We start from the raw sequence: 20,033 nt of genomic DNA, 5'->3' as shown, positions 1-20,033 counted from the left end.
TTTTCATCCTTTCAATTCATATAATACGTTACGAATGCCTTTTTGATCGATCTCTGTCACGTAATGTGAAACTGTTTCTGTTAAATCAGGAAGTACGGATAGATCTTCGCCCCAAAGCGTTGGATTTTTCAATAGTTGAAGGACAGCAGTCTCTGGCTCAGCCCAAGCTTCAGCGAAACTAGCGAGTACCATTGGGTCATCGTTTACATGGATTTTCGAATGATCGGCACGATAAAGCAAGATCAAGGCAGCAAATGAGACAGTCAGATAGGAAGGAAGTGCTTCCCTTTTTTCAATGTATTTTTTTAGAATAGGTAGTAATCGTGTTTGAAATTTGGCAACACTGTTCAAAGCAATCGCATGTAATTGATGATGTGCAAAAGGATTTAAGAACCGTTCGTTGATTTGTCTAGCGTATGCCAGCAACTCTTCTTCAGGTAAGCGTAGCATTGGGATCAATTCCCTAGTCACTAATGTGTTGATGTAATCGGATAGTAGAGGATCTTTCATGACTTCTTCGACTGTTGAGACGTTTGACAGTAGACCAATCGCCACCATTGCAGTATGAGGACCGTTGAGTAGATGGACTTTTCGTTCACGATAGGGCGTCAAATCATCAGTCAAGACAACATTCAGACCTGCTTTTTTTAATGGTAAGTGTTCATTCAATTCCTCCGGTGCTTCGATCACCCACAACATAAATGGTTCAGCTTTTACCAACAGTTGATCGTCATATCCCAATCGTTGGTGCAGTTCATCGATTTCATCTCTCGGGAACCCAGGAACGATCCGATCCACCAAACTACAATAAAAATGATTTTCTTGGTGTAACCAATCGATAAATTCTGTTTCAAGCTGCCAATTTTTTGCATACTGTAAAACGAATTTTTTTAAAAGCTCTGCATTGCGATCAATCAGTTCGCATGGGATGATCGTGAGTCCATTTTTATTCATTTTGAATCGATGATACAAAAAGGCAGTCAATTTTGCGGGGAAGCTTGTTGGGGGGAGATCATTTTGCGTATCGGCTTCATGATAACTAATACCAGCTTCTGTCGTATTAGAAAAGACAAAGGCTAATTCATCGATTTCTGCCAATGCGAGGAACCCTTGCCATTGCTCGTAAGGGTTGAGCGTACGGTCGATCACAGTGATCGGCTCTGTCGTATCGATGACTTTACCATCAATTAACCCTTGGAGTAGAACTGTATAGAGTTGATCTTGTTCAGCCAGCTTGTCACTTAGTCCGTGAGCTAGTGGTTGGACGATTGCAACATTTCCTTGATAGAGGCCTTGATTGTTTAACTGCTGAAGTTGCCAATCAACGAATCCTCTCATAAAATTCCCTTCACCAAACTGTAGACAAGTAATTGCAGCTTGATTTTTAGGGTATTGCTTTTTAGTTAATCTTTCCATTGAATGATTTCCTTTCTGTGAGACAAAAATTTTATGATAAAAATCTCTGAAACGTAACGAGAATTATCAATAGTTGTTATTTTTATGACGGCTACATGCTTATTTTTCACGAATTTGGTGTTTTTTGTTGATAGCAAAATCTATTGCTTGTGTTCATGCTTAAATCAATCAATTGGTGGCGCATTTATCGTAATATGAATAGAAGTTTTAGTCAACATAGCTTGATATCGTTAGGTTTGACTCTTTCAAAAAAACTTATGTTTTTAAATAGTAGTATGTTAATCTGAAAGAGTGAAGATACTCATTGCTTTAGAAGATAATCAATTTTACATAAAATGTAAGCCTTTTAATTTCGGGAGGAGAGGAAGTTTGATGAAAAATAAAATGTTGTTTTATCAAATGTTTTTACCGATTTTTATTATCGGTATGGTACTGGTCATTGGCTTTAGCTTATTTATCTATACCAACACCTATGACTCGATTGAAGAGAACTATTTACTAGATAAACAAAATCTATTGAAACAAATCAAAACAAATGTAGAATGGAAGTTTCGAACGATCGAGTATTCTTTCGCTACATACGGCTCCACTAAAAACTTCTCCGAAATATTTCAATCTCCCTTGAATCATACCGACTACGCTATTTATTCCGAAGTACGAAAAGAACTTAATTTTATTGAAACGATCGCAATGGAGGAAAATGCGTTTAAGTTAGTCAGCCTAAAAGGCGGTTGGGGTGTCGTGAATGGTTCACTGAATCAACTATCACCACAAGAAGCGACTGATTTAAAAGCCCAGTACGTCCATCAAGATCAACAAGTTTTTTGGACGAAACAATCTGATGGAATTGAAATGGTTGTTGCATTACCTAAAGCAGTCAGTGAAAAATATGCGCTAGGTTTTGCTTCGATCGACCACCAGGCGCTGAAACGAATCATTGAACGAAGCAATGAAGATCGCTTAACGATCTATTATGGAGCAGAGATCCTTTTTACCGATGCTGAATCATCAAGAGAAGGGATGATAACAGTCAAAAATATAGAAGCGAATGTACCAACAGTGGTTCAAAGGAATGGTCGGAATTTCATCTTGCTCCAATCTGATTACAATCAATGGCAGTATCAATTAGAGATCGATCCTGCAACTATAGGTACGACTGTCCGAAACTTGCAAATCGGATTAGCCACTGTATCCTTTACTTTGATCATTTTACTGGGGGGCTTGTCCTATATCTTTTCTGAACGATATGTTCGTCCTATCAGTCAGATTCAAGACCGACTGAATCTCCATTCGGAAGGCTTGTCTGGGAAGAAATTAGAGAACGTTGTCCAGTCAGTGAGCCAAGTAATTGGTGAAAATGAATTATTAAGTGCGAATTTGATTACACAGAAACCACAACTAGAAACTTTATTTGTCTTGAGCCTCTTTAGAAATCGTGTGGAAAAACGGGAATTGGATCAACGATTACAGCAGTTCAACTATGACTCGCAAAATGAATGTTACTATACAGCAATCGTGCAGATCGATCTTTTAGAAGAGAGCCATGGAGGAGAACGAGATTTATTACTATTGGCTATCAACCAAATGATTGCTGAGATTGTTCCTAAAGAAGAACGAATGATTCCTATCGTGCTAAACGAAGAAATGCAAGCAACGATTTATCGAAGTCCAAAGGAAGAAGTATTCGCGAATAAAAAAGTAATGGATCACTGTCGCCAGATACAAAAAATGATTCAAGAATATCTCAAATTGACTGTTAGCATTGGGATCAGTGATTGTTTTACTACGCTGAATGACAGTAAGCAATCTGTCGACCAAGCGAAAGAAGCCTTATATCATCGGGTAAACACTGGACCAAATTCAATTGTGTTCTACCATGAAATCATCTCAGAGCAACAGGAGAAGACACTGATCAAATATCCGATGGAAAAACAAAATCGTTTATTTGAAGCAATCCGTTCAGGAAACGAACACGTCAGTTGCCTTCTTCACGAATTGATCGTTGAGATGTTCACTCAAAATAAAAATCGATTGAATCGAGAAGTTGTAGCTATTCGTTTAGTCAATGAATTTGTTCAGTTGGGGCAACTATTGGGTGTGAATATTACGCAGTTTGAAGAATTGAAGCAAATATATGTTAAGGTGTTATATACTTATCATCCTCAAGAACTTGAACAATTGCTGTTAGAACAATTTGTTCAACCGATCACAAAAAACTCTCAAGAAATCACGGAGCAAGAGTTTAAATCGTTATCAGAAAAAATGATCCATATCATCTATAGCGAATATGATCGTGATCTGTCGCTAGACATGGTGGCAGATCGCCTTCATTATAATCCTAACTATTTGAGTAACGTGTTTAAAAAAGAAACCGGTGAAAACTTTGGAGATTTCATTCAGAACTATCGCTTAGAGATCGCTAAGAAGTGGTTGACGGAGACGACGTTATCCGTGAAAGAAATAGCAGAAAGACTCAAATATCGTAACTCACAAAATTTTATTCGCTTTTTCAAAAAGAAAGAATCCGTCACTCCTGGTGAGTACCGTAAGAAAAACCGCTGAGGACAACTTAGTGACACCGATCATTAAAGTCCTACATGAGTTACTCAGGAAAAATATTTGTTTTTATTGTGAGGAATAGCACGATCTTTGAAAAATTAGTTTTTCTTAGATCGTGCTATTTAAATGAATAATTAATTTTAAGCGTATCTTTAAGTATGAAAGGGTCAACCTTTGACAGAGCCGACCAATGCCCCTTTTACAAAGTACTTTTGAACAAATGGATAAGCAACCAACATTGGCACTGTAGCAATCACGATGACGGCCATTTTGATCGTTTGTGCCGGTGGAATGATATCGACAGCACTACTTTCTGCCTGCATCCCGCTTGACACGATCACGATTTGACGTAACAAGATTTGAATCGGCCATTTTGAGGAATCGTTAATGTATAAAATCGCCGTCATATAAGTATTCCAATAGGTCACAGCATAAAAAAGTGAAATCGTCGCAATGGAAGGTAAAGCAAGGGGCAACATAATTTTGAAAAAGACCCCAAAATCAGTACAGCCATCCATTTTGGCAGATTCTTCTAAACTATTAGGTAAAGCTTGAAAAAAGTTACGCATGATGATCATGTTCATGGCGTTGACAGTTACAGGTAAAATCATCGACCAGTACGAATTGATCAATCCCAAGGAGCGCACCACTAAGAATGTCGGGATCATTCCACCACTAAAGAGCATGGAAAAGACAACCATAAAGTTAAAAAATCCTCGCCCAAAAAGATATTTACGTGATAATCCATAGGCCATCAATGAAGTCACGCACATGCTGACGACCGTCCCAAGCCCAGTAACCCCAATAGAAACAGCTAAAGCTCGGAAAATCGTTGGTGTAGATAAGATGTAACGATAGGCATCTAAAGAAAACGTAGTAGGGAAAAGGATGAATTTTTTTGCTACGACTTCTTGTGTAGAAGCAAATGAAGTGGCGATGATATTTAAAAACGGTACGATACAGATCAAAGCTAATAATAGTAGAAAAATGGAATTAAAAATCGTAAAGCTTTTTTCTCCAAGCGAAACCTTTTTTTTCATTTAGAGAGAACCCTCCTTAAACCATAAGTATTTTTGTACCTCCAATCTATCATCTGCTTGAAATTACGTACATAATCATTTTTTAGGGAAGGAAAATCATGAGGTTTCATATAGCTGCAACGGGCATTCCCTAAAAAATCGATCAGATGAAGCGGAAAGTGAGGAATCAAGTGATGATCGCCAGTTACCTACGTCAGTGAAAATGATTATATACGGAATTACTTTTCTTCCTTTATGCTGTGGATAGCGGTTAAAGTCACACAATGTTTAACAAGGAGGGCTTATGGAGAGTGTAAAAAGAGAGCTGGGTTCAATTACTTTATCAAAAAAGGAAGAACGAATAAAAAGAAGAAGGAAGACGATTGCTGGAATCAAAACGAATAAATTTTTGTACTTGATGATTCTTCCAGGAATCCTTTATTTCATTGTTTTCAGATATTTACCTATGGGTGGCTTAGTGATTGCGTTCCAAGACTATCAACCTTATCTGGGGATTCTTGGTAGTCCTTGGGTTGGTTTCAAGCACTTCATTCGATTATTTACTGAGCCAACATTTTTTATGCTGTTGAGGAATACGCTGATTTTGTTTGGACTGAATATTTTTGTCTTTTTCCCAATGCCGATCATTCTGTCACTTCTATTGAATGAAGTAACGAACAAGCGATTCAAGAATAGTATCCAAACAATCATTTACATTCCGCATTTCATGTCTTGGGTCATCATCGTCTCAATCACCTATGTCTTTTTGAATGTGGACGGTGGGGTCATCAATGAATTTTTGGCCAGTATTGGGCTAGATAAAATAAGTTTTTTGACGTCGCCTGACTGGACACGAACAGTCTACATTGGACAGGTGATTTGGAAAGAACTAGGGTGGTCAACGATCATTTATCTCTCTGCAATCACCGCAGTAGATACGCAATTATATGAAGCAGCCGAAATGGATGGGGCAGGACGTTTACGTAAGACGTGGCATGTGACATTACCTGCGATCCGTCCAGTGATCATTACCTTGTTGATTTTAAAAATTGGTCAAACACTTGACTTAGGATTTGAGCATATGTACTTACTACTCAATTCATTGAATCGCAGTGTGGCAGAGATTTTTGATACATATATCTATACTGCTGGATTGAAAAATGGACAATTAAGTTTTAGTACTTCAATGGGCTTATTCAAAGGTGTAGTGGGCTTGTTTATGGTCGTACTTGCGAACAAGTTAGCAAAAAAATTGGGTGAAGACGGTGTGTACTAGAAAAGGAGCAAACAGATGTTGCAAAAGTTAGAGAGTACAAATAAAAATTTGATCAGACTCCTGCAACTCGTTTACTTAAATTTTTTGTGGGGAATATTAGTCGTTTTGGGTCTCGGACTATTCACTTTTGGTCCAGCGTCTTACGCAATGGTCTCAGTGATCCGAAAGTGGCTACGCTCATCTGAAGATTTTCCACTGACACATACGTACTTTCGCTATTTTAAAGAAAATTACAAAGAAACGTTGTTGATCAGTTGGTTATATTTTGCAGTTGCTTTCGTCCTGTACGTAGATCTTGCCTATATCCAAAATTGGTACTTACGCGTAGTGATTTTGGTCATCAGCTTTTTTTACGTGTTATCTGCGCTGTATATTTTCCCGATTATGGCCCATTACCAATGGCAAGGGATGTTTTATAAAATCAAAATGGCTTTTTTGTTTGGTTTTTCTCAGTTACATTATTCACTTGTTTTACTATTAATCATTATTGGCAGTTATGCGGTAATTATTCGCTTAGTGCCTGGTATGTTGACATTCATGGGGAGTAGCTTCTTCTTTTTTGCCATCACTTGGACAGCGGTGCAACTATTTGATCGTCTTAAAAAGAAAGAAGTAGCAATAGATAAAAATACATTCAGTGAAGGAGAACAATTATGAAGAAAAAAATGTTAGTAACAGCAGGAATCGGTTTGCTCAGCATACTTGCTTTATCAGCTTGTGGCAATGATTCAAGTGATACATCCGCAGATACAGAGGATGGAAAAACACGAATCACGTGGTTGAACATTTTACATACAGCTTCGCCGCCTAATGATACGATCGTTGATAAAATCGAGGAGAAAACCAATTCAGAATTGACGTTCAACTGGATTCCTGATGCGTCAAAAGAGGAACGGTTGACCACTGCATTAGCTTCAAATGAGCTGGGAGATATCGTAACACTACAAATTGCTATGTTAAAAAATTCCTCTGTGCGAAATGCGTTAAAGTCCGGTGTTTTCTGGGATGTGTCTGATTATTTAGCTGACTACAAAAATTTAAGTAAGATATCAGAGGATCGAATCGAAGCGGCAAGTATCGATGGTGCACTATATGGCGTACCTATGCAAAAAGATTACGCTCGTGCAGGTTTAGTTATCCGAAAAGATTGGTTGGACAATCTAGGATTGGAAGTACCAGATACATTGGATGAACTTTATGAAGTAGCGAAGCAATTCACAGAAAATGATCCAGACGGCAATGGTGTCGATGATACAGTTGGTTTTGGCGATCGCGCCCCGAGTGATATCCGTTACACGAGCTTCAAATTATTTACGTCGTATTACGGTGCACCGAATGGTTGGAAAGTAGAGAGTAACGGTCAATTTACACCTGAATTTGATACAGATGAGTATATGAAAGCGATGAATTTTTCTAGAGACTTATTTGAAAACGGTTACTTAGCGCAAGACTTTGCAGTGACTCAAAAGACAGATCAACAGGAACAATTTGCACAAGGTAAAACAGGGATCTATACCGGGATGATCGATATCAAAAACCTAAAAAATATGGGGAAAGATATTCAACCAGAGATGGAGCTTGTGCCAGTAAATAAAATATCAGATGGTGAAGATGGGGATTACCATGTATGGTCAGAAGGAAATGGCGTAGGGGGACTATTGGCATTTCCTAAATCCTCGGTCAAAGATGAAGCGCAATTGAAGAAATTACTTCAGTTTGTCGATGATTTATTAGAAGAAGATATGTATAAATTGATGACAGGTGGTATTGAAGGAACACACTACCAATTGCAAGAAGATGGCGCGATTGAATACATCGACATGGATCTTTGGCAACAGGAAGTGCAACCATTATCCAGTTCAAGACCAAGTGAAGTTACATTTTCATTTAAAGATGCTGATCCAGAGAAAGAATTATCCAATCAATTAGTCAAAGAAAATGAACAGTTTGTTGTGTTAGATCCAACGGTTCCATTAGATTCAGAGAAAAACAATGAAGTCGGTTCAGAAATCGAAAAAATCATGATCGATGCAACTGTCCAGTATATTATGGGACAAATAGATGAAGATGGATTCAAACAAGCAATCAGCAATTGGCGTGCCCAAGGTGGCGATCAAATTGCTGAAGAATATGAAGAGGCTTATAAAGCTGCACAGTAATAGTAGATGTATCAAAGAAAGGGCTGTAACTATTCCAACCGCAGCCCTTTCTCTTTTAAAATGATTGATTGGAGGAAGAAGATTGAATTGGTCAGAGAAATTAGCAGATAGTATTATGGCACGTACACCTTATTTGTATCAAGATAAAGGATATGAACGAAAATGGTCATATGATTATGGTGTCGTTTTGAAAGGATTTCAGTTGTTATGGCTGAAAACGAAGGAGAAGAAGTACTTAGACTTTATTCAAACAAATATTGACTACTTCGTACAAGAAGATGGCTCGATCAAAGGCTATAAATTAGAAGAATACAATATCGATCATATCAATACTGGAAAACTGTTCTTTATCCTCTATAAAGAAACAGGAGATGAAAAATATCGCAAAGCAGCAGAAAATTGCGCCAAACAATTGTCGAATCATCCAAGGACCTCTGAAGGTGTGTTTTGGCATAAGGCGATCTATCCTTGGCAAATATGGTTAGATGGTTTGTATATGGGAGCGCCTTTTTATGCAGAATTTATCCAAACCTTTACGCCGAAAAAAGATTATCAAGATGTCTTACGTCAATTTGAGATCAGTTATCAGCGATTGTTCGACTCAAAAACGAATTTATTGTTCCATGCATGGGATGAAAAGATGAAGCAACCTTGGGCAGATCTAGAAACGGGATTATCCCATCATTTTTGGAGCCGCTCAATTGGTTGGTATTTGATGGCGTGTGTCGATACTTACGAGTTGTTGCATAAAGAAGTGGACTGTCGATTATTGGGGCAAATTGTGACATCCACATTGGAAGCATTATTGCCTTATCAATCAGAAACTGGCACCTGGTACCAAGTAACAACCGAAACGAAACGTAAAGGGAATTATTTAGAAGCTTCAGGAAGCAGTATGTTCGTTTATGCGATGGCAAAGGGGATTCGCTTAGGAATACTGGAGAAAGAAGTGTGGTTTCCTCAGTTGAAAAAATCTTATCAAGGTTTGTTTGATGAATTTGTTTTGGAAACAAAAGAAGGCTGGCTGAATCTGAATAAAAATTGCCAAGTTGCAGGTCTAGGCGGTGCAGACCAAAGAGATGGTTCTTATGCTTACTATATTAGTGAACCAATTGTATGTAACGATCAAAAAGGTGTTGGTGCCTTTTTGCAAGCCTTAGTAGAAGTGGAAGGTGTATCTAAGTGATAAATATTTTAAGCTTAGGTGCCTCAGTCGATAGACTCAACACGACGGTGATCCAACAAGCCATTGATCAAGTAGCCGAAGCAGGTGGGGGAAGAGTAATCATTCCAAGTGGGCAGTTTTTAACGGGGCCATTGTGCTTGAAAAGTAATGTGGAGTTGTATCTTTCTCCTGGAGCAGTATTGAAATTTACAGATGACCCAGCTCAGTATTCAGCTATTTTATCCAGCTGGGAGGGTGTACCTAAAAAGGTCTATGCTTCATGTATCTATGCGCAACATGCAGAAAATATTGCTGTCACTGGTTTAGGGAAATTAGATGGTAGTGGTCCTAGCTGGTGGCGCATTTTTCGAGAGGAGCATGAAACACTTGAGTACCCTCGGCCAAAATTGCTTGGTTTTGATCATTGTCGACGAGTAACAATTCGTGATATCCAGTTGGTCGACTCACCAAGTTGGACGATCCATCCGAATCATTGCCAAGATGTGACGATCGATCATGTAGTCATTTGTAATCCTGCTGATTCCCCGAACACAGATGGTATTGATCCAGAGTCTTGTCACAATGTGCATATCAGTAACTGCCATATTGATGTTGGGGATGACTGTATTGCAATCAAAGCAGGGACAGAGGATGCCGTTAATAAGGTACCTTGTCAAAATATCACGATCACCAATTGTACGATGGTACACGGTCATGGTGGCGTAGTGTTAGGAAGTGAAATGAGTGGCGGGATTCGGAATGTAACGATTTCGAACTGCGTATTCCAACAAACCGATCGTGGGATTCGATTAAAGACACGCCGAGGTCGAGGGGGGATGATCGAAGATGTCCGAGTAACTAATTTGATCATGGACCAAGTACTGTGTCCGTTTGTCATCAATCTTTATTATTTTTGCGGGCCTCGTGGCAAAGATCCTTACGTCTGGGACAAAGAAGTGTATCCAATCGATGAGCGAACGCCACAAGTTCGGCGTATTCATTTTTCATCGATAACTGCTAGAAATGTCCATGCTTCCGCAGGTTTTATTTACGGGTTAGCAGAACAAGCGGTTCAAGACATTTCTTTCGATCATGTCGATATATCAATGGCAAAAGATGCAAAAGTGGGAGTGCCAGCTATGATGACGGGTTTAGAACCCATGCGCCAACAGGGATTTTATGTGCGGTTTGGTAAACATATTTCTTTCCATCAGATCACGATCAATCATCATGAAGGACCAGCAATCATGATTGAAGATTCGGAAGATATCGAAATTAAACGTATGCGATCGACAGAGTTGGATAAAAAGAATGTATCTATTATAGAAGGAACTTAAATAAAATGGAGTTGATCGAGTACTTAGGGAGAGACGCACGTTGCTTGAGACCGAGTGGTAGCTGTTTATCACAAAAAAACAACGATGATCAAGTAATTGAGTATTATCAATTGGCATTAAATGATCTTGAACCTGTTCCTGCCATTTATATTTATCCAGCAAAAAAGAGGGAGCCTCTGCCTGTTGTGATCTATCTGCACTCGCATGGTGGCGATTTTTCACTTGGAAAAAGTGAATTGTTAGAAGGTGCATCCTATTTTGTGGAACCTTCGTTTGCGAAGGTTTTGACGAGTATGGGATATGGGGTATGGGCGATCGATGCTTGGGGATTTGAAGAACGCAGCGGAATTGCTGAAAGTGAACTTTTTAAGCAATTCTTATTAACAGGACGAACACTTTGGGGAATGCGGATCTTTGATGTGCTAAGCTTGATCGATTACTTGGAAACACGAGAAGATATTGACACACAACGTATCGCAACGATGGGGTTATCTATGGGTGGCCTATTAAGTTGGTGGACAAGTGCATTGGATGAACGTGTGAAAGTATGTATTGACCTAGCTAGCCAAGTAGAGGTTGAAACGCTCTTGAAACATCAGATGTTAGATTGCCACGGTTACTATTATTATATTCCTAATTTATTGAAGGAATATACGACCCTAGCTATCCAGCAAAAAATTGCTCCTCGTAAACGGCTTACTATAGTAGGGACAAACGATCGAATGTGTCCAACAGAAGGCGTCTATCACTTGAATAAACAGCTAGATTTGTATTATCAACAACTGGGAGTACCAATGAATTTTCAAGGACACTCTTTAAATGGTGGACACTTTGAAACACGTGACATGCGAAGTAAGTGGCAAGCATTTTTAAAGGAGCACCTGTAATGGAAACAGAAATCGTGATCGACCCATTCTCAGAGCAAGCAGACTATCAGACCATCCAAGCAGGAATTGCTCATCTTAGTTCATTGCCGGATAGCGTAAAAAAGACCATGATTATTCAAGAAGGTGTCTATCATGAATATGTCGAATGTCGGCTATCGAATTTCCAAATGCTAGGACAAGGAGAAGTACAGATTGTTGGGTGCCGTTTTTCGAAACAAACACTTTCATCTGGTGAAGCAAGAGAAACGTTTCGAACCGCGACGCTATTTCTTGAAGGAGAAAACATTCGTCTCGAAAATATACAGATCATCAATAACGCCGGTGCAGGAGAACAAGTGGGGCAAGCAGTCGCGCTGTTCAATCATGCTCATCAAGTCCAGTTGATCAATTGTCGATTGTGTGGGCAACAAGATACATTGTGCACAGGACCGTTGCCGGCTACACAAAAAGATGGTCGTCTCTTTCTTACACCAGTGACGAAGGAACGCAAGTATTGTCGACAATATTATGAACGATGTTGGATCGAAGGGACTGTCGATTTTATTTTTGGTGGAGCAGATGCGGTATTTGACCATTGTACCATCAAGAGTTTAGCTTGTTTTTCTAATGGCTATATCACAGCCGCTTCAACGGTAAAAGTACAAGAACGAGGTTTTCTTTTTTTTAGGTGTGCAATCGTTGCAGATTTCGAGGTGCCTTCTATCTATTTAGGCCGGCCTTGGCGTCCATATGCTCAGGTGACATTTGAAGAGTGTGATGTAGGAGCGCATGTCCACCAAAGTGGTTGGCATGATTGGGATGAGAAACAAAACAGACAAACCGCACGCTATTACGAAAAAAATAATAGATACCAAGGGGGAATTTGTCGCGAATCATGGATCACTGTTGAAACGGAGGACGATTAGATGACGAAAAAATGGGAAATAAGTTTTGGTTTGATCGGTGGATCTGCTGCTTTGTTGTTTTTCGGTGGAATTGCTGTAACGTTCAATCAAATGTCTCTTTCAAATTTTCGAGAAACCTATCAGGCTCTCTCACTAGAGTACATTGGCAGTGTGGAAGAAACGTTTGAGTTATTAAGAAAAACAACAGGATTGTTTAGTGTGAGTCTGTTCCTCTCTTTGAGTGGATTATGTTTGGCTCTTTATTTATCGTTGAAGGGAAAAGCAAGTCCGATGGCAGCGCTCATTTATTTAGTTTCAGGAGTCTTGCTGTTGTTCGGTACACAATTCATTGCTTATCCTTTTGTCTTTTTCTATCTATTAGCAGCGGGTTCAAGTATGTATCGCCAAAAAATAGAGCAAAGGTGGGAAGCAGATGTTTCAAAGTAAAGCAATCAATCCAATCATTCGTGGATTTAATCCTGACCCGAATATTTTAAAAGTGGGTAGCTTTTATTATGTGATCGTTTCTTCTTTTGAATGGTTACCAGGCATTCGTGTATATGAGTCAACGGATCTAATCAATTGGGAACATAAAACGGATATTTTAACGAATCAAGTATCATTAAAGGGTCATCCAATCAACGGAAGTATCTGGGCGCCTCAAATCAGTTACTCAGATGGACGGTTTTATCTTGTTTATACAGATGTTAAAAGCGTAACACGTCCTTTTAAAGATGTTCACAACTACATGATGATTGCGGAAGATATCGAGGGACCTTGGGAGAATCCAATTTATCTAAATAGTAGTGGTTTTGATCCCTCTCTTTTTCATGATCCGCGTACAGGTAAGAAATGGCTGTTGAATGAAATCTGGGACTATCGACTAAAGACACCTAATAAATCTGCAGGGATCGTCATTCAAGAATATGATGCAAAACAAAAACAACTGGTCGGGCCGATTCACACGATCTTTACAGGCACGGAACTCGCAAAGACCGAAGCACCTCATCTCTACTATGTCAATGATTACTATTATTTGCTGACTGCTGAAGGTGGTACTGGTAGTGGACATGCCGTTACCGTTTGTCGTAGTCGTGATTTGTTAGGCCCTTACGAAGTTGATCCCAAAAATCCAATGTTGACAGCAAATGGTTACCCAAGCTCAAGCTTACAATGTGTAGGGCATGCAAGTTTGGTTCAAACAGAAGTCGACAGATGGTATATAGTCCATCTTTGTACTCGTCCTATCGAAGGCGTTGCTATCTTAGGTAGAGAAACAGCTATTCAAGAAGTGTATTGGACAGAAGACAATTGGTTGCGTATAAAAGAAGGAGGAAATGAACCAAGAGAGAGCGTCACCATTCCAACACAAGAGAAAGTGATCCAAAAGATCAATTCTTGTTTTTTTGATGATTTTGAAGGTAAAATGAAACAAAGTTGGAACGCTCGTCGTTGTTTACCAGACACAACTTGGTGCGATTTGACTAGTCGATATGGCTACTTAAGGATGCTCGCAGGAGAATCACTGCAGTCAATGTTTGACCAACACTTATTAGCGGTACGACAAACAACGTTTTCATTTATTGCACAAACTAAAATGGAATATGAGCCAAAGCACTTCAACCAAATGGCTGGACTACTTCTTTTTCTAAATGAAGAAAATTACTATTATTGCTGTTTGACCTGGGATGAAATGATAGGAAAGTGTCTCCGATTACTTAGTGCAGTTGAAGGCCATGTTACGATTAGCCCTGAAATTTATCCGCTAAGAGGAAGAGAGACAGTGATCAAAGTAGTTGTTGAAAAGACTTTTGGGCAATTTTATGTGGAACGTTCGCAAGACTGGAAAAAAATCGGTGCTAAAATTGATGTGCAGACACTATCAGGTGGTTTTACAGGAAACTTTGTTGGTATAGGTGTGCATGATTTAAATGTAAGAGGAGGGAGCTATGCTGATTTTGATTATTTTAACTATCAGGAAATAGAAATGGAGTGAAATAAATAAAAAAAGATTAGGTGCAGTGAAAGTTAAATTTTACCTTGACCAATCTTTTTTTTAATGATAGTATAGTCAACGTTGCTGAAACATGAAAACAATCATGAAATTTGTTTAAAAGTTTTGTTGACAATCATATTTTCTTATGATAATATAACGAAGTTGGTTATGAGAGATAAGTTCATACGTGTTGATTTCGCAAAGAAAAAAACAAAATAAACTGTTGACAAATAACAAACGATAAGTTATGATAAGTGAGTTGCTAAAACGACCTCGTGAAAAACGAGCTCAAAAAACTTTTAAAAAATAGTTGACAATCATTCGATGGTTTGCTAAGATATAAAAGTTGCTACGGCAATCACAAACGATAAGTTGAGGCAGTTGTGTTTCATTTATCACGTAGACCTTTGAAAACTGAACAAAGTAAGACAAACCAAATGTGTAGGGCGTCTTGATTCAATTCAAGACAACAAACATTTTTAACAAGCAAGCAATATGCTAGCAAACAATTGAGCTTAACAAATGAACTATTATGATGTTCGAAAGTAAATTTCGAACTACAGTTCCACATCAGCTTTCGCTGTGAGGAACTAGCATATTATGAGAGTTTGATCCTGGCTCAGGACGAACGCTGGCGGCGTGCCTAATACATGCAAGTCGAACGCTTCTTTTCCCACCGGAGCTTGCTCCACCGGGAAAAGAGGAGTGGCGAACGGGTGAGTAACACGTGGGTAACCTGCCCATCAGAAGGGGATAACACTTGGAAACAGGTGCTAATACCGTATAACAATCGAAACCGCATGGTTTCGTTTTGAAAGGCGCTTTACGGTGCCGCTGATGGATGGACCCGCGGTGCATTAGCTAGTTGGTGAGGTAACGGCTCACCAAGGCCACGATGCATAGCCGACCTGAGAGGGTGATCGGCCACATTGGGACTGAGACACGGCCCAAACTCCTACGGGAGGCAGCAGTAGGGAATCTTCGGCAATGGACGAAAGTCTGACCGAGCAACGCCGCGTGAGTGAAGAAGGTTTTCGGATCGTAAAACTCTGTTGTTAGAGAAGAACAAGGGTGAGAGTAACTGTTCACCCCTTGACGGTATCTAACCAGAAAGCCACGGCTAACTACGTGCCAGCAGCCGCGGTAATACGTAGGTGGCAAGCGTTGTCCGGATTTATTGGGCGTAAAGCGAGCGCAGGCGGTTTCTTAAGTCTGATGTGAAAGCCCCCGGCTCAACCGGGGAGGGTCATTGGAAACTGGGAGACTTGAGTGCAGAAGAGGAGAGTGGAATTCCATGTGTAGCGGTGAAATGCGTAGATATATGGAGGAACACCAGTGGCGAAGGCGGCTCTCTGGTCTGTAACTGACGCTGAGGCTCGAAAGCGTGGGGAGCAAACAGGATTAGATACCCTGGTAGTCCACGCCGTAAACGATGAGTGCTAAGTGTTGGAGGGTTTCCGCCCTTCAGTGCTGCAGCTAACGCATTAAGCACTCCGCCTGGGGAGTACGACCGCAAGGTTGAAACTCAAAGGAATTGACGGGGGCCCGCACAAGCGGTGGAGCATGTGGTTTAATTCGAAGCAACGCGAAGAACCTTACCAGGTCTTGACATCCTTTGACCACTCTAGAGATAGAGCTTCCCCTTCGGGGGCAAAGTGACAGGTGGTGCATGGTTGTCGTCAGCTCGTGTCGTGAGATGTTGGGTTAAGTCCCGCAACGAGCGCAACCCTTATTGTTAGTTGCCATCATTTAGTTGGGCACTCTAGCAAGACTGCCGGTGACAAACCGGAGGAAGGTGGGGATGACGTCAAATCATCATGCCCCTTATGACCTGGGCTACACACGTGCTACAATGGGAAGTACAACGAGTCGCGAAGTCGCGAGGCTAAGCTAATCTCTTAAAGCTTCTCTCAGTTCGGATTGTAGGCTGCAACTCGCCTACATGAAGCCGGAATCGCTAGTAATCGCGGATCAGCACGCCGCGGTGAATACGTTCCCGGGCCTTGTACACACCGCCCGTCACACCACGAGAGTTTGTAACACCCGAAGTCGGTGAGGTAACCTTTTTGGAGCCAGCCGCCTAAGGTGGGATAGATGATTGGGGTGAAGTCGTAACAAGGTAGCCGTATCGGAAGGTGCGGCTGGATCACCTCCTTTCTAAGGAATATTACGGAGACTACACACGTTTGTCGATACTTTGTTCAGTTTTGAGAGGTCTACTCTCAAAATTTTGTTCATTGAAAACTGGATATTGAAGTAAAAATGTAAGTAATACAAACCGAGAACACCGCGTTGAATGAGTTTTTTAATAAGTTCAATTGCTTATTTTTCTTGATTGGACTTCTATCGCTAGAAGAAAGATCAAAACCCAACCGTAAGGTTGATAAGGTTAAGTGAATAAGGGCGCACGGTGGATGCCTTGGCACTAGGAGCCGATGAAGGACGGGACTAACACCGATATGCTTTGGGGAGCTGTACGTAAGCTATGATCCAGAGATTTCCGAATGGGGGAACCCAGCATCTTTTATAGGATGTTACGTATACGTGAATACATAGCGTATACGAGGTAGACGCAGAGAACTGAAACATCTAAGTACCTGCAGGAAGAGAAAGAAAATTCGATTCCCTGAGTAGCGGCGAGCGAAACGGGAAAAGCCCAAACCAATGAGCTTGCTCATTGGGGTTGTAGGACTCCGATATGGTAGTTCTTTCAGATAGTCGAATGACTTGGAAAAGTCAGTCAAAGAGGGTGAAAGCCCCGTAGATGAAATTTGGAAGGCACCTAGGAGGATCCTGAGTACGGCGGAACACGAGGAATTCCGTCGGAATCCGGGAGGACCATCTCCCAAGGCTAAATACTCCCTAGTGACCGATAGTGAACCAGTACCGTGAGGGAAAGGTGAAAAGCACCCCGGAAGGGGAGTGAAATAGAACCTGAAACCGTGTGCCTACAACAAGTCAAAGCCCGTTAATGGGTGATGGCGTGCCTTTTGTAGAATGAACCGGCGAGTTACGATTGCATGCGAGGTTAAGTTGAAGAGACGGAGCCGCAGCGAAAGCGAGTCTGAATAGGGCGTTTGAGTATGTAGTCGTAGACCCGAAACCATGTGATCTACCCATGTCCAGGTTGAAGGTGCGGTAAAACGCACTGGAGGACCGAACCCACGTACGTTGAAAAGTGCGGGGATGAGGTGTGGGTAGCGGAGAAATTCCAAACGAACTTGGAGATAGCTGGTTCTCTCCGAAATAGCTTTAGGGCTAGCCTCGGAATTGAGAATGATGGAGGTAGAGCACTGTTTGGACTAGGGGCCCATCTCGGGTTACCGAATTCAGATAAACTCCGAATGCCATTCATTCATATCCGGGAGTCAGACTGTGAGTGATAAGATCCATAGTCGAAAGGGAAACAGCCCAGACCACCAGCTAAGGTCCCAAAATATATGTTAAGTGGAAAAGGATGTGGGGTTGCACAGACAACTAGGATGTTGGCTTAGAAGCAGCCACCATTTAAAGAGTGCGTAATAGCTCACTAGTCGAGTGACCCTGCGCCGAAAATGTACCGGGGCTAAACATATTACCGAAGCTGTGGAGTACACCTTTAGGTGTATTGGTAGGAGAGCGTTCTAAGGGCGTTGAAGGTAGATCGTGAGGACTGCTGGAGCGCTTAGAAGTGAGAATGCCGGTATGAGTAGCGAAAGACAGGTGAGAATCCTGTCCACCGAATGACTAAGGTTTCCTGGGGAAGGCTCGTCCGCCCAGGGTTAGTCGGGACCTAAGCCGAGGCCGACAGGCGTAGGCGATGGACAACAGGTTGATATTCCTGTACTCGTTGTTTTTGTTTGAGCAATGGAGGGACGCAGGAGGCTAAGGAATGCAGACGATCGGAAATGTCTGTCCAAGCAGTAAGTCTTGATAGGAGTCAAATGCTTCTAACTTTAAGGACAAGCTGTGATGGGGAGGGAAATAATAGTACCGAAGTTCCTGACGTCACACTGCCGAGAAAAGCTTCTAGTGAGAAAACAACGACCCGTACCGCAAACCGACACAGGTAGTCGAGGAGAGAATCCTAAGGTGAGCGAGAGAACTCTCGTTAAGGAACTCGGCAAAATGACCCCGTAACTTCGGGAGAAGGGGTGCTGATCGTCAGATCAGCCGCAGTGAATAGGCCCAAGCGACTGTTTATCAAAAACACAGGTCTCTGCAAAATCGTAAGATGAAGTATAGGGGCTGACGCCTGCCCGGTGCTGGAAGGTTAAGAGGAGTGCTTAGCGTAAGCGAAGGTACGAATTGAAGCCCCAGTAAACGGCGGCCGTAACTATAACGGTCCTAAGGTAGCGAAATTCCTTGTCGGGTAAGTTCCGACCCGCACGAAAGGCGTAACGATTTGGGCACTGTCTCAACGAGAGACTCGGTGAAATTTTAGTACCTGTGAAGATGCAGGTTACCCGCGACAGGACGGAAAGACCCCATGGAGCTTTACTGTAGTTTGATATTGAGTGTCTGTACCGCATGTACAGGATAGGTAGGAGCCGTAGAAGTCGGAACGCTAGTTTCGATGGAGGCGCTGGTGGGATACTACCCCTGCGTTATGGCCACTCTAACCCGCACCACTTATCGTGGTGGGAGACAGTGTCAGATGGGCAGTTTGACTGGGGCGGTCGCCTCCTAAAGAGTAACGGAGGCGCCCAAAGGTTCCCTCAGAATGGTTGGAAATCATTCGAAGAGTGTAAAGGCAGAAGGGAGCTTGACTGCGAGACCTACAAGTCGAGCAGGGACGAAAGTCGGGCTTAGTGATCCGGTGGTTCCGCATGGAAGGGCCATCGCTCAACGGATAAAAGCTACCCTGGGGATAACAGGCTTATCTCCCCCAAGAGTCCACATCGACGGGGAGGTTTGGCACCTCGATGTCGGCTCGTCGCATCCTGGGGCTGTAGTCGGTCCCAAGGGTTGGGCTGTTCGCCCATTAAAGCGGCACGCGAGCTGGGTTCAGAACGTCGTGAGACAGTTCGGTCCCTATCCGTCGCGGGCGTTGGAAATTTGAGAGGAGCTGTCCTTAGTACGAGAGGACCGGGATGGACTTACCGCTGGTGTACCAGTTGTTCTGCCAAGGGCATTGCTGGGTAGCTATGTAGGGAAGGGATAAACGCTGAAAGCATCTAAGTGTGAAGCCCACCTCAAGATGAGATTTCCCATTTCTTTAAGAAAGTAAGATCCCTGAGAGATGATCAGGTAGATAGGTCAGGAGTGGAAGTACAGTGATGTATGGAGCGGACTGATACTAATCGATCGAGGACTTAACCAAAATAAAATGAAAAACTCGGAGAGTTTCTTACTG

General features: G+C 41.6%; 12 protein-coding genes and 2 rRNA genes. 12 read left to right on the top strand and 2 right to left on the bottom strand.

The genetic code is table 11. The annotated features are described in order from the left end of the window. Positions 1-3: 3 nt before the first annotated feature. The gene (locus tag EM4838_RS12775; protein WP_071867554.1) at positions 4-1,416 is read right to left on the bottom strand and encodes a tagaturonate reductase; all 1,413 of its coding nucleotides are present in this window, start codon (positions 1,414-1,416) and stop codon (positions 4-6) included. 372 nt (positions 1,417-1,788) lie between these two features. Here EM4838_RS12775 and EM4838_RS12770 point away from each other — a divergent pair, with 372 nt between their 5' ends. Next, positions 1,789-3,978, top strand: a complete 2,190-nt coding sequence (locus EM4838_RS12770; protein ID WP_071867555.1) for a helix-turn-helix transcriptional regulator — start codon at positions 1,789-1,791, stop codon at positions 3,976-3,978. A 164-nt stretch (positions 3,979-4,142) separates the two neighbouring features. On the opposite strand, the gene EM4838_RS12765 is transcribed toward EM4838_RS12770, so the two are convergent. Beyond that, positions 4,143-5,015 (bottom strand): carbohydrate ABC transporter permease, encoded by an 873-nt coding sequence (locus EM4838_RS12765; RefSeq protein WP_023520460.1) that lies wholly within the window; start codon positions 5,013-5,015, stop codon positions 4,143-4,145. A gap of 283 nt (positions 5,016-5,298) precedes the next feature. Here EM4838_RS12765 and EM4838_RS12760 point away from each other — a divergent pair, with 283 nt between their 5' ends. The 11 genes from EM4838_RS12760 to EM4838_RS12710 all read left to right on the top strand — a co-directional run bounded on the left by EM4838_RS12760 (position 5,299) and on the right by EM4838_RS12710 (position 20,000). Continuing rightward, entirely contained in the window at positions 5,299-6,270 is a 972-nt protein-coding gene (locus EM4838_RS12760) for an ABC transporter permease (RefSeq protein WP_071867556.1), read from the top strand. A 15-nt stretch (positions 6,271-6,285) separates the two neighbouring features. After that, on the top strand, positions 6,286-6,927 hold the full coding sequence (locus tag EM4838_RS12755; RefSeq protein ID WP_071867557.1) for a YesL family protein: 642 nt from the start codon (positions 6,286-6,288) through the stop codon (positions 6,925-6,927). Beyond that, on the top strand, positions 6,924-8,429 hold the full coding sequence (locus tag EM4838_RS12750; protein ID WP_071867558.1) for an extracellular solute-binding protein: 1,506 nt from the start codon (positions 6,924-6,926) through the stop codon (positions 8,427-8,429). Before EM4838_RS12755 ends, EM4838_RS12750 begins: the two co-directional genes overlap by 4 nt. An 82-nt stretch (positions 8,430-8,511) precedes the next feature. Continuing rightward, complete coding sequence (locus EM4838_RS12745) at positions 8,512-9,615, top strand: glycoside hydrolase family 88/105 protein (protein ID WP_071867559.1); 1,104 nt, start codon at positions 8,512-8,514, stop codon at positions 9,613-9,615. Continuing rightward, positions 9,612-10,931, top strand: coding sequence for a glycoside hydrolase family 28 protein (locus tag EM4838_RS12740; RefSeq protein WP_071867560.1), 1,320 nt, complete (start codon positions 9,612-9,614; stop codon positions 10,929-10,931). Before EM4838_RS12745 ends, EM4838_RS12740 begins: the two co-directional genes overlap by 4 nt. A 5-nt stretch (positions 10,932-10,936) precedes the next feature. Further along, complete coding sequence (locus tag EM4838_RS12735; RefSeq protein WP_071867561.1) at positions 10,937-11,818, top strand: alpha/beta hydrolase family protein; 882 nt, start codon at positions 10,937-10,939, stop codon at positions 11,816-11,818. After that, positions 11,818-12,723, top strand: a complete 906-nt coding sequence (locus tag EM4838_RS12730; protein WP_071867562.1) for a pectinesterase family protein — start codon at positions 11,818-11,820, stop codon at positions 12,721-12,723. Before EM4838_RS12735 ends, EM4838_RS12730 begins: the two co-directional genes overlap by 1 nt. Continuing rightward, positions 12,724-13,149 carry a DUF4064 domain-containing protein gene (locus EM4838_RS12725; protein WP_071867563.1) on the top strand — a complete coding sequence of 142 codons (426 nt, stop codon included), beginning with the start codon at positions 12,724-12,726 and terminating at the stop codon, positions 13,147-13,149. Then, positions 13,136-14,698 carry a glycoside hydrolase family 43 protein gene (locus EM4838_RS12720; protein WP_071867564.1) on the top strand — a complete coding sequence of 521 codons (1,563 nt, stop codon included), beginning with the start codon at positions 13,136-13,138 and terminating at the stop codon, positions 14,696-14,698. The genes EM4838_RS12725 and EM4838_RS12720 overlap by 14 nt, the downstream gene beginning before the upstream one ends. 596 nt (positions 14,699-15,294) lie before the next feature. After that, positions 15,295-16,855, top strand: a 16S ribosomal RNA gene (locus tag EM4838_RS12715). A gap of 230 nt (positions 16,856-17,085) precedes the next feature. Next, positions 17,086-20,000: ribosomal RNA gene (locus EM4838_RS12710) — 23S ribosomal RNA — on the top strand. Together the 16S and 23S rRNA genes form the textbook arrangement of a ribosomal RNA operon. The last annotated feature ends 33 nt before the right edge of the window (positions 20,001-20,033 follow it).

The organism is Enterococcus mundtii (assembly GCF_002813755.1).
GTDB classification, from domain to species: Bacteria; Bacillota; Bacilli; order Lactobacillales; family Enterococcaceae; genus Enterococcus_B; species Enterococcus_B mundtii.
Note: the sequence above shows the minus strand (reverse complement) of the source record. Positions and strands in the feature narration are given on the sequence as shown.